At 68.2% G+C, this 11,335-nt stretch carries 9 protein-coding genes and 1 pseudogene; 1 reads left to right on the top strand and 9 read right to left on the bottom strand.

Going from position 1 to position 11,335, the window contains the following annotated elements; all coding sequences use genetic code 11:
* A pseudogene (locus ACIBUY_RS27570) lies at positions 1–652 on the top strand (transposase); the annotation flags it as partial.
* Between the two features lie 49 nt (positions 653–701).
* Here the strand turns inward: ACIBUY_RS27570 and ACIBUY_RS27565 are convergent.
* From ACIBUY_RS27565 to ACIBUY_RS27525, 9 genes are all read right to left on the bottom strand, one after another.
* Positions 702–1,139: a VOC family protein gene (locus ACIBUY_RS27565; RefSeq protein ID WP_399154034.1), complete on the bottom strand. Its 438-nt coding sequence runs from the start codon at positions 1,137–1,139 to the stop codon at positions 702–704.
* A gap of 834 nt (positions 1,140–1,973) precedes the next feature.
* Complete coding sequence (locus ACIBUY_RS27560) at positions 1,974–2,813, bottom strand: hypothetical protein (protein WP_399154033.1); 840 nt, start codon at positions 2,811–2,813, stop codon at positions 1,974–1,976.
* 48 nt (positions 2,814–2,861) lie between these two features.
* Positions 2,862–3,929: a Glu/Leu/Phe/Val dehydrogenase gene (locus ACIBUY_RS27555; protein WP_399154032.1), complete on the bottom strand. Its 1,068-nt coding sequence runs from the start codon at positions 3,927–3,929 to the stop codon at positions 2,862–2,864.
* Positions 3,930–4,038: 109 nt separating this feature from the next.
* Complete coding sequence (gene ilvB / locus ACIBUY_RS27550; RefSeq protein ID WP_399154031.1) at positions 4,039–5,769, bottom strand: biosynthetic-type acetolactate synthase large subunit; 1,731 nt, start codon at positions 5,767–5,769, stop codon at positions 4,039–4,041.
* 54 nt (positions 5,770–5,823) lie between these two features.
* Complete coding sequence (locus ACIBUY_RS27545; RefSeq protein WP_399154030.1) at positions 5,824–6,783, bottom strand: hypothetical protein; 960 nt, start codon at positions 6,781–6,783, stop codon at positions 5,824–5,826.
* A 158-nt stretch (positions 6,784–6,941) separates the two neighbouring features.
* Entirely contained in the window at positions 6,942–7,190 is a 249-nt protein-coding gene (locus tag ACIBUY_RS27540) for a hypothetical protein (RefSeq protein ID WP_399154050.1), read from the bottom strand.
* A 49-nt stretch (positions 7,191–7,239) separates the two neighbouring features.
* Entirely contained in the window at positions 7,240–7,854 is a 615-nt protein-coding gene (locus tag ACIBUY_RS27535; protein WP_399154029.1) for a L,D-transpeptidase, read from the bottom strand.
* Position 7,855: 1 nt separating this feature from the next.
* The gene (locus ACIBUY_RS27530) at positions 7,856–9,502 is read right to left on the bottom strand and encodes a collagen-binding domain-containing protein (RefSeq protein WP_399154028.1); all 1,647 of its coding nucleotides are present in this window, start codon (positions 9,500–9,502) and stop codon (positions 7,856–7,858) included.
* Positions 9,503–10,725: 1,223 nt separating this feature from the next.
* On the bottom strand, positions 10,726–11,061 hold the full coding sequence (locus tag ACIBUY_RS27525; protein ID WP_399154027.1) for a cupin domain-containing protein: 336 nt from the start codon (positions 11,059–11,061) through the stop codon (positions 10,726–10,728).
* Positions 11,062–11,335 lie beyond the last annotated feature (274 nt).

The following is an 11,335-nucleotide window of genomic DNA, read 5'->3' as shown; positions in this document are numbered from 1 at the left end:
CAAAGAGAGATCACGGCATAGTGAGGATCCTCGCTCTCAAGAGCGAGAACGACGCTCGGCCGTACATGCTCCTCTTGAGCAGTTTGATCCGGCAGGGGTTGTCCAGGCTGCCGAACGGCAGCACACCAGCCTGCCCGGGGAGACGCTGGCCGCCGAGCTGGTGCACACGCTGGCGAAGGAGGTGCTGGGCCTCAACCAGCAGGTCGCCGAGCTCGACAAGGCGATCGAGGCCCGGTTTCGTGAGCACCGCGACTTCGACGCGATCACCAGCATGCCCGGCCTAGGTGTCATCCCCGGCGCCGAGTTCCTCGCCGCCACCAGTGGCGACATGGCAGTCTTCGGCACCGCCGACCGCCTCGCCGGCTTCGGCGGCGTCGCTCCGGTGCCCCGTGACTCCGGAAAGATCAGCGGGAATCCGAAGCGCCCGCAGTGATACAGCCGCCGCCTCCAACGCGTCTTCTACACCTCGGCGTTGTTCAGCATCCGCAAGTGCGAGGAGTCGCGCAGGTTCTACGACCGCAAACGAGCTGAGGGCAAGCGCCACACCCAGGCCATCCTCGCCCTCGCCCGCCGCCGCGTCAACGTCCTCTGGGCCCTCCTACGGGACGGCCGGTGCTACGAGCCAGCTCCGCCGGCAAGAGCTGCCGCGTAGGAACCGACGCGACACGTTCCGCGTCGGACGGTCGATCTGGCGCGTTCAGTCAGACCAGGCAGAACTCGTTACCTTCAGGGTCTGCCATCACCACGTGATCCGGCCTGCCCTGCAGCTCGTCCTCGCGGACCACAGTCGCACCCGCCACGGTCAACCGCTCGACCGCCTCGACCACACGAGGCCAGCGGATCTCCCACGGTGTTTCACGGCCGCCACCTACTTGCACGTCAAGGTGCAACCGGTTCTTCATCAACTTCGGCTCCGGCACCTTCAAGAAGGACAAGGTGGGGCCTACGCCGTCCGGATCCGAGAGATACGCCCCGTCATCCCACTCGTCCTCCGGGACGCCATGGTGCGCGAACCACTCCTCCCAGCTCCCGAACCCTGCGGGCGCGGGCTTCTCCACATAGCCCAATGCCAGCGCCCAGAACTTGGCCAGCTTGCCCGGGTACGCGCAGTCGATCGTCAAGCTCCACTTGGTCGCCATGAGCCCTCCCCAGTCTGATGGACGCACCGTACCGGGCACCTCTGACAATCCCCGGCCCGCTACTTCGCGCGTGCCCTGTGGCTTGACGAACGGCATGAGGAATCGGTGGCACCGACCGCAGGTCACGCCCCACAGGGACCGTCCAGCGTCACCTTGTGATCGCCACCCGACACGGGCCCCAGTCACCTTGGCCGAGCACGGGACGCGCGCCGATCCACTACCCCGACGCCGCCAAGCTGTGCGCCTACCACGCGGGGACCGGCGGTCGCCCTGCGCGCAGGCATTCAAGGGGAGTACGCATCCAAGGAGTTGGGCGTTGCTTCGGGCATGGCCGGCTGGTGGCGACTGCGCGACTGGAACAAGGCGGGTGTCCGGCAGCAGCTGCACGAAGGGCTGCGGCCTGACGCCGGCCCAAGGAGGGCGAGCAGGGGCCTGGGACGTGGTCTGCACACGCCTTCGCCGACACGGTCGGTGGTACGGCTCCACCACCGGGACGACACCTCACGATCTCCATGAACCAGACGCACGCCCGGGACCTCAACGGGGCCCCGCTCCCGGCTGCTTCGGCTCCCTCCTGGACCCCGAGTGGTGGCTTGGGGCCGCCCCTGCCGCAGTGTCCGCACGGGGACCCGTTGAGAGGTGGTACTCCGGGCGCGGACAGTGCCAAGTTCACACCGGCATCCGGCCCGCCCCCGGGCGGAGGGCGGCAAGGTCGAGGAGGCCCTCGTCATGCGTGTAATGAGGGGCGGCGAGTGAGGCCGATACCGGCCGGGGGCATCAACCCTGGCCCCGGACCGGTGCCGGTGCGGGTGAGCGTCGTGCGTGCGGCGAAGGTCAGGCGTGCGGCGCGGTGGCAAGGCGCCGGTCGAGCGCTGCGCGGAACGACTCGATGAACGCGTCGCGCGTGCTGTCGGACACCCGGTCCAGGGAGAGGTACGGGTTGAGGTCCTCGATCTCCATCAGGAGCAGCCTGCCGTCCTTGGTGCGGCAGGCGTCGACGCGCTGGATTCCGTGGCGGATGTCGTTCCAGGCGATGAAGGAGCGGGCGAAGTCGAGATCAGCCACCGTGGCCTGGTACGGCTGGAGGGACCAGCGAGCGGCGGAGTCCGGTGCGTACAGGGCGTACTGGAAGGTGTCGTCGACGAAATAGAACGACACCTCGTAGCGGAAGGGGATGTGGGGCTGGAGCAGGTGACCGGTGCGGTCGGCGGTCGCGGCGCCATGGGGAGTGAGCCGTCGAAGACCGATGGAGTCGGCGCCCCAGAGCGGTTTGATCACGTAGCCGGCGGCGGCTGGCAGGGCGTCGAGCGGCTCGTGCTGCGTGATCGTCGGGATGACCGGGTAGCCCTCACGGAACAGTCGGGGCAGATAGTCCTTGCCCGCCATGTCGGCCTTGCCGCGCAGCTCGTTGTAGAGGAGGCATCCGGCGCGCACGGCCTCCTTGCAGAAGCGTTCGTAGACGGACCGGTAGTGGATCACGGGGCCGCTGTTGCGGACGACGACGAGCTCGTACCGCTTCATGAGTTCAGGTGCCTGTGCGGGGGTGCAGGTCGTGATCGCGAAGTTGTCGCTGAGCCGGTCGGTGAGGTGGACGTCCTCCGCTCCGTAGGTTCTCCCGCCCTGGGCGGCGTAGTGCGGGTCGGTCACGTAGAGCACTGCTGGCTTGCTGGTCACGGAGTTCGCCTTTCTGGCGCTGTGGGCCGTGCCGGGGCGCGTGGGTGGTCAGTGATCCGTCGCTCGGGCGGGGCCGCGCGCCACGATGCGTTCCGCCAGCTCCAGCGCGACGCGGTGCGGGGTGCGGCCCGTGGCGTCCGACTCCGCGAGCACTCGGCGGGTGGTGCCGTGGATGCGCTGTGCGTGGGCACGGGCGCGCTCGGCGTCGAAGTGCTTGAGCTCGTCGGCGATCTGGATGACGCCGCCCGCGTTCACCAGGAAGTCCGGGGCGTAGAGGACGCCGCGTTCGTGCAGGACCAGGTCCAGATCGGCGGCATGGAGTTGGCGGTTGGCGGCACCGCAGATGATCGCCGTGTCGATCGTCGCCGCACGCCGGGCGGTGATGGCTCCGCCCAACGCGCAGGGAGCGTAGATGTCGAGGCCGGACTCCACCACGGCCTCGTCGTCCTCGACGAGGGTGACATCACGGTGGCGGGCGCTGACTTGGTCGCGGGCCTGTGGTGAGACGTCGGTCGCCACGACCTTCGCACCGGCCTCCATCAGATGTCCCACAAGCCTGCGCCCTACCTTGCCCAGCCCGGTGACACCCACGGTCCGCCCGGTCAAGTCCGGGGATTTCCAGATGTGTTCGGCGCAGGCGAGCATGGCCTGGAACACGCCGAAGGCGGTGAGCGAGCCGGAGTCGTCTGCGCCACCGTGCTCGGCCGGCCGGCCGGTGACGTGGGGTGTGGTGCGGGAGATGCGCTGCATGTCAGCCGGTGTCGTGCCGACGTCGCAGGCAGCGATGTACTCACCGTTCAGCGAGTGAAGGAAGGCCGCGAAGGCGTCGAGTCGCGCGCTGTTCTTCTCGGTGACGGGGTCGGCCATGATCACGGCTTTGCCGCCGCCGTGCGGGAGGAGGGCGATGGCGTTCTTGTGCGTCATCGCCCTGGACAGTGCAAGGGCGTCCTCCACCGCCTCTTCCTCGCTGGCGTACGGCATGCATCGCGTGCCGCCGAGGGCGGGGCCCAGGCGGGTGGTGTGTACAGCGATAACCGCGCGCAGTCCGCTGGCGGCGTCGCGGCACAGCACGACGCGTTCGTGCTCGTGGTCGGCGGTCAGGTCGACGATGTCCATGGGTGCTCCTTGAGGGCTGCAGTTGTGTGCGTGGTGGTGGTCCTGAACTCCTTCTTTGAACTGCCGTGCTGCAGGCGAGGGTTCAAGGAAGGGGTGTGCCGGGCAGGGCTCAGGAATCGTCGCCCCAGGTCGGCGACATGTTCTGCGCGAACTGGATGGCGCTGTTGCTGGACCGGGGCATGACCATCGGCCACAGGGTCGCGTCGGATCGCACGTGGAAGTCGACGACGACAGGCGCGTCCGTGACGGCCTGGGCGCGGGCCACGATCGGATCGATGTCCTCGGCGCGGGTACAGCGCAGCCCCACACAGCCGAAGGACCGGGCCAGTTCGGCGAAGTCGGGGACCTGCCGGGGCAGCGTCGTGTGGGCACGCCGCCCTTCGTAGAAGAGGTCCTGCCACTGCCGGACCATGCCGAGACCACCGTTGTTGATCACGGCGACCTTGACGGGAATGCCTTCCACGGCGCAGGTCGCGAGCTCCTGACAGGTCATCTGGAAGGAACCGTCGCCGTCGATGACCCACACCGTGCTGTCGGGGTCGGCCACCTGTGCCCCCATCGCCGCGGGCAGCCCATACCCCATGGTCCCCAGACCGCACGAACTGAGGAAGCTGCCGGGCCTCTCATAGCCGATGAACTGGGCGGCCCACATCTGGTGCTGTCCCACGCCGGTGGCGATGCGCGCGAGCGCTCCACCGGCCCGGCCGATCGCTTCGACGACTTCCTGGGGCGCTATGACGTCGCCGTGTGAAGGCTCGTACCCCAGGGGATACGCACGCTGCCACTGCCGGAGCCGATCCAGCCAGGGCGTGTACGCCGGGTCGGCGCCGCACCGGATCCAGGCCTTGTGAAGGTCGGCCAGCACGTGGCGGGCGTCTCCCAGGACGGCGAGGTCGGCGCGCCGGATCTTGTTGAACTCGGTGGCGTCGATGTCGGCGTGGACGACCCTGGCCTCAGGGGCGAAGGTGTCGGTCCGCCCTGTCACCCGGTCGTCGAAGCGGCTGCCCACGGCGACCAGCAGATCCGCGTGCTGCAGCGCGCCGACGGCGGCGATCGTGCCGTGCATACCGGGCATCCCCAGGTGCAGCGGGTGGCTGTCGGGGAACGCTCCGCGGGCTGCCAGCGTCGTGACCACGGGGATGTTCGTGGCCTCGACCAGAGCGCGCAGCTCCTGCGATGCGCCGGCCCGCAGTACGCCTCCACCGATGTAGAGCACGGGACGGCGGGCCTCGCCCATCATGGTGACGGCCGTCTCGATCGTCTGCGCGTCGGGGGCGGGCCGTGTGGTCGGTACGGATGGCTGGGGGGTGGTGCGGGGATCGGCGATCGAGCCCTGCAGAGCATCCTTCGTCACATCGACGAGGACCGGTCCCGGACGCCCGGAGACCGCCGTGCGGAACGCTTCCCCGAGCACCGGTGCGATGTCGTCTGCTCGAGTGATCTGGCTGCTCGTCCTGGTGACCGGCGCGGCCATGGCACAGATGTCTGCTTCTTGGAAGGCGGACGTGCCCAGGACCGTGCTGTCCACCTGTGCGGTGATCGCCACCAGGGGTACCGAGTCCACGTACGCGTCCGTGAGGGCGGTCAGGAGGTTGGTCGCTCCGGGGCCGCTGGTGGCAATGCACACGCCTGGCTTCCCGCTCACCAGGGCGTAGCCCTCGGCGGCATGCCCGGCGCCCTGCTCGTGCCGGACCAGGACATGCCGGATGAGAGAGCTCTGTCCCAGCGCGTCGTAGAGCGGCAGGACGGCCCCACCCGGGATGCCCCAGACATGCCGCACCCCGAGCTCCTCTAGGACGCGGACCAGGCTCTCGGCTCCGGTGAGTGGTTCAGCTGGCATGGTGGTTCTCCGGGACAGAAGGGGGCGTGGGCGAGAGGGTCTTCCCCGGGCCGGTCAGCACAGCAAGTCCCTCACCTGCCGCCGCAGAGACGGGAGTTGAGCGCACAGCGCGGGATCGTCGGCGACGGAGAGCCAGCGCGAAGCAGTGCCTATGTTGGGGCCGACGGGAATTCCGCAGGTGCCGGCGACGAGAGCGACGAGCCACGTCACGACGCGCCGCGCCCGTTCCTCTGCCAGCGGCTCGGTGGTCTCGCCACCGAGCACGCCGATCCTGACCACCCCGTCACAGGGCGGTGGCACCCGGTCGGCGACGCCGCACGGGCCAGGGTCCTTGCCCTGCCAGATACGCCCCTGGGTGTCGACGACGTAGTGCCAGGGCAGGTCGGCGTGACCGTCGACAGCACCGAAGCCATGAGCCAGCGCCGTCATGGTCAGCCACGGGTTGTCCTCGTATCCGTGGGAGTACTCCAGAAGATCCCCGGCACACAGGTGCTGCAGGGCGATCACGTGCGGCTGCTCGAACGAGTGCGCTGCGCCCTCTGGCGCGGGAGGCAGGTCCATCCACTGACATCGGGGCACGAAGTCGCTGCGAATGCTCTGCCCTTCGGTGAACCGGAACCCCTTGATGGTTTGCGGGTCCGATGGCCCGGCCGGGCCGAAGGCGAAACACCATTCGACGATACGGACCACCGACATACCTCGGGGAACGCGTAATTCGTAACGCAGAGACCGCGGGACCGCGATGACACCGACGTAGTGGTCTTCTCCCCGCGCCTCGGCCGCACGTGCGATGCCCGGCAGCCGAATCCAGGTGGTCCACTCACCTTCGGACTCGGCACGCAGCGCGAGTCCCTGCGGAGCACCGCGCCAGACGACCTGGATGTGGGTGAGAGGGTGCTGCGCGGAAAAGCTGCCTCCGCTCGGTGAGTGGTGGGCGTACTTCCAGACAAGTCGCGGCCTGCCGGGTGCGCGCAACTGCCGCTGCGCGCGCATGGATTCGAGAGACATCGTCACGTGTGTGTCCTCCATTGTGATGGGGTTGTCGTCCAATGTCGGTAGCCCCGATGAAAGAAGTCCGCACGCGGTCGGCAGCGCGCCGAAAGGCTTAGGCGATGAGGAACTCGAGGATGCGGGGTCGATACGCGGACCGTCAGGCTGGTTGCATACGACGTCTACCTCGGACCAATCCATTCATTCCAGAAATTCAACACGTTCAACAAAAGCGCGCTGCGGCCCAAGTCCCGAATCAGGCAAGGGAAATGTAAATGAGACGCGGCTTGAAAGTCCCTCTTTCCCTGAACAGACGGGGCCGGGCGGTGGCCGAACCGGGTCCGAAGGACGGCCGCCTCGGTGCGGTCGTCCAGCGACGTACTGGTGCTGTGTACGTTCATGTGGTCCACGGCACCAGCAGCGGCGTGCAGTGCGGCGAGAGTGACGTTGGTGCCTCAGCAATCGTCTGCAGCAGGTGGATCAGCCTGTCGTTCCCGGCTTGGTCCCCCATACGTAGATCTGGTCGCCGATGGTCAGCAGTCGCCACAGCGCCTTGGCGTCCTTGAGGCGCAGGTTGACGCATCCGGCCGAGCCGGCTCCGTCGTACAGGTCGCCGTAGTGCCCGTGCAGGGCCTGCCCGCGGTCGAAGAACTGGGCATAGGGCATGGGGGCGTTGTGGTACAGGGTGGAGTGGTGGTTTCTGTTGCACCAAGAGATGCGGTGCCAGCCTGAACGGGTCTCCTGCATGTCCCGGCCGGTGCGTACCGGTACCGGGCCGAGGACGACCGTCGCCGCGTTGGGTTGGGTGCGGGCCTGTGCCACCAGGAGCGTGCGATAGGTGGCCAGATCGGCATATCCGGTGCGTCGGCCCATCGTGTGGCGGGTCTGGAAGGTGCGGATGGCGACGCAGTCGGCGGGTGACTGTCGTCCGTCCACGGTCAGTTTCAGCGCGGCTTCGAGTTGCCGCTGGTACGGGCCGGTGCCCGCCGTGCACGGCGCAGCTTCTGCGGGTGCGCCGTGTGCCAGGGCGGGGTGGGACGGCAGTAGTGCGGTCACGGTGGCCAGCAGCAGGGCGGCCAGTCGCGTGGAGGGCATGTCACTTGCCCTTCGGGGTCTCACCGCGCGTGTTCTTCAGGCGGACGGTGATGCCCTGGCTCGCGTGGGACGCGGTGATGCGGTAGGGGCCGGTGACCGGGCGGGCGGGCAGTTTGTAGCCCTCGGGGACGTCCGTCTCGCGCAGGTAGTACCTGCCCAGCGGCAAGCCGGCGAAGTCGCAGCGGCCCCGGGCGTCGGTGGCGCAGCCCGGACCGGTCAGGGTGTCCGCATTCTTGCCTGCGGGCTGCAGGCCGGGGGCACGGTTGGTCTCGCGCCACAGCTCGAACACCGCGCCCGCGAGCGGCCGTCCGGTTTTGGCATCGGACTTGCGCAGGTGGAGAGCGCCTCGGGGCTGCGGAGGGGCGGTGTCGGGTGTGTTGTCCCGGGTGAGGGAAACCCCTGTGTCCGCGTTCTGCCGGGTCACCTCGACCGGGCCGTTGACCGGATTCGCGGGCAGTCGGTATCCGTCGGGAGCGGCGGTCTCCCGGACGTAGTACGACCCGAGCTCCAGCGCACGCCACCCGCAGCGTCCCGCGCCGTCGGTGGTGCACGGGTTCTGCACGCGCGTGTCGGGCGACGCGCCGGAAGTCTGCAGTCCGGGAACGGAGTTGGTCTCCCGCCACAGGTCGAACACCGCGCCCGCCAGTGGTGCGCCGTTGGAGGCGTCGGTCTTGTTGATGCGGATGCTTCCGGTGGGACGGGAGGGTGGCGTCGGCGTGGTGCAGTCGAGTGTGGCGTCGAACGGGAAGTGGTGGATCTCGCCTGCGTTGACGGCTGTGCCGCCGGGACCGGTCAGCGGGCCGGCGACAAGTTCCTTGACGGCGATGTCGCCTTCGATGTTCGCCGGGTCGAGGTCGGTGAATCTGGCGCGGGGGGCGTAGACGGTGCCCTCCAGCGAGTCCCCGGTGGCAAGGGTGATGTCGGTGGCGTCGGGGAAGTCCCACAGGATGTAGGGCGCGTCCTGGCCGCTGACCCCGGCCATGTTCGGCACGCCCCAGGTGAGTGCGCCGCCGGTCGCGGTGGTGTCGACGACGATGGCCAGCGGTCCCGACCGCGTCGGCCTGTTCAGGAACGTCAATTCGTCCAGTTCGTTGAGCTGCTCACCGGTCACGTGCAGCACATTGGTCCGGTTCGGGGCGAGGGTGATGCGGCCGTTGTTGAGCTCGACGTTGTTCGCGCAGGCCGCGATCGCCTGTGCGCGGTCGCGGTAGCCGGCGAAGAGCGAGGTGAAGTCCATCAGTCCGGGCTGCGGTCCGACCGAGGCGGCCGGCTGGCGCGTGGTCAGTTCGATGCGCGGGGTGCTGTCGTAGTCGGAACCGGCCCGGACCACATGGGTGTTGACCGACGCGCCGTTGCGATCCTCTGTGAGCACAGAGGTGCCGGCCGTGTCGCCGACCTTCACGTGCCCGGCGACGACTCGCAGCACCCCGCTGGTGGAGGACGAGCCGAAGTCGACGCGGCCCCCGACCAACAGGGAGGTGGGTGCGCTGTCACCGGGAGCCGTCCAGCCGCCCGGGGTGTGGATCGCCACGTTGTACCCCTGCCCGAACTGCAGGTCTCCGCCGATCGCGGCGGGTCCCTCCATCTCCGTACTGCCGAGCAGCGCATTCTTCTCCACCACGACAGAGAACCCGTTGTTGCCCCTCATCGGATTCCCGACCGGAGCCCGAGCAGCAGAGCGAACGGCGTTCTTTGCGGGGGTGTCAGCGGCAGCAGGCGGCACGCTGGCGAAAGCGAAGGCACCGAGGGCGAGCGGCACGACGAAAGAAGAGGCTCGAGTAGTGGTCACGGCGTATAAAGTAGTAGTGCCCGCCAATTCGATTACCAAGTACACAAGTAGCGCCGCGAACCGTCACTCGAATGTCCCTCAAGAATGCTTGCAGCACACTTTCGCCCGAACGGTAATCAATGTGACCCGCCTGGTCATTGGGCAACTTCAGCCAGAACAACTGGCTGCTCGGGAATGAGATTGAAAAGAGTCGGCGCAGAAAGCGTGACGTGAAATCTTGAGCGGCTGTGCCACTTGCTGTGGAGGTCGCTTCGTCGCGCGTTGAACAGAACGTCGTGATCCGACTGACAGTCCGGCGCCTCACCTGCAGCACGGACAACTGCCCGCGTCGTACGTTCGCCGAGCCCCTCGCTCAGGCGACCTCCCGTCTACGCGCTTCACCACACAGCTCGGCCGCGTGGTGAAGTGCGCCGAGCTCGCACTCGCCGGACGGGCGGCGTCCGGCCCACTGCCCAACTCGGTTTCCACGTACGGACATTCGGAGCACTACCATGCGGCGGCGTCAGACTCCATAAGACAACTCCCCGCCCTGCTAAGAGTGATGATCGGAGCCTACGGCTCGTACGTGGTGGCCCTTCGTGGTGATCGGGCGAGGTTCCGTCGGGAGCACGCGGCCCGATGGCAGGAGCGGCAGCTCGCGGCGTCTCGGCCACGACGGCTATCCGCACCGCCCGGCCGCCCGCAGAGGCACCTCCCCTCCTGATCGACGCCGCAGATGCCCGTTCCGCAGCCGGAGATGGGCTGCTGATGCCCGGCGCTCCGTAGGTCGTCGAGGCGCGGACGGCGACGTCGATCGCCGCGGTCAGGGACTGCGCGGCGCCGGCCTGCCACGCCGTGCTGAACCGCTCCTCGCCGAGCGTCTGCCGGGCGGTCGCCTCGATGCGCTGGTGGGCCTGCTCGAGCGCGGCGTTGCCGTGCAGCAGCCCGCCCATCCGCTGCCAGAACGTGTCGGCCGCGCCGAGCAGTCAGGCGGCCCGGTCGAGATGGCCCTGCCCGGCGGCGGTCCAGGCCATCAGCTCCACGTTGCGGGACGCCCCCGTGACGTCTGCCGGCCGCGTCTGAGGAGAGCCACCTCCTGATCGCTAGGGCTTGGGCGAGCGCGAGCCGTACGCAGGCCCGAACACCACGAGCAGCACCAGGTCTTCGGTCACTTCCGTGAATCGATGCTCTTCACCGGCCGGCACGAAGATCACCGCCCCGGGACTCACCTCATCCGTTCGGCCTGGTGTTTCGATCTTGGCGCGTCCGGCGGTGACGACATAGATCTCATCCTCGGTGTGCGGGCTCTGGGCATCTCGCCCGCCGACCGGGATGCAGTACGTCCCCACCGACAGATCCGACGTCCGTAGCTGTTCGACCCAGCCATTTCCCGCTTCGCCGGGATGCGTCCACACACCTGCGCCCTTGATGATCTCCATGCCGGGACCCTAATGCTGGGCCCAAGGAGCGCAACACCCTTGATCCTGTTACGAGTTCAAAGAGGCGATCACGCCGGGGTGTCGAATGCCGGTAATCGACAGGGGCCCGCCATTTCGGGACCGCCGCCAAAGCACCAACCGGCTGTTCTTCTCTCAGCAGGCCCGGGGAAAGCCCATCGTCGCGGCGTTGCGGGAGAGCCGTAGGCTGTCGTAGGTCGGTACAGAGGCGCTCCTCTCCCGGAAATCACTTTCCGAGGCAGTTCTTGTGGCTCGG

Source organism: Streptomyces sp. NPDC050085 (genome assembly GCF_044460595.1).
Taxonomy (GTDB): Bacteria; Actinomycetota; Actinomycetes; order Streptomycetales; family Streptomycetaceae; genus Streptomyces.
The sequence above is the reverse complement of the archived record's forward strand: the minus strand, read 5'-3'. Positions and strand labels throughout refer to the sequence as shown.

What these genes read in the sequence shown, in the direction of transcription:
- ACIBUY_RS27525 (WP_399154027.1), bottom strand. Translation starts at nt 11,061, where the DNA reads ATGGAGATCATCAAGGGCGCAGGTGTGTGGACGCATCCCGGCGAAGCG.
- ACIBUY_RS27535 (WP_399154029.1), bottom strand. Translation starts at nt 7,854, where the DNA reads ATGCCCTCCACGCGACTGGCCGCCCTGCTGCTGGCCACCGTGACCGCA.
- ACIBUY_RS27565 (WP_399154034.1), bottom strand. Translation starts at nt 1,139, where the DNA reads ATGGCGACCAAGTGGAGCTTGACGATCGACTGCGCGTACCCGGGCAAG.
- ilvB (WP_399154031.1), bottom strand. Translation starts at nt 5,769, where the DNA reads ATGCCAGCTGAACCACTCACCGGAGCCGAGAGCCTGGTCCGCGTCCTA.
- ACIBUY_RS27555 (WP_399154032.1), bottom strand. Translation starts at nt 3,929, where the DNA reads ATGGACATCGTCGACCTGACCGCCGACCACGAGCACGAACGCGTCGTG.
- ACIBUY_RS27530 (WP_399154028.1), bottom strand. Translation starts at nt 9,502, where the DNA reads ATGAGGGGCAACAACGGGTTCTCTGTCGTGGTGGAGAAGAATGCGCTG.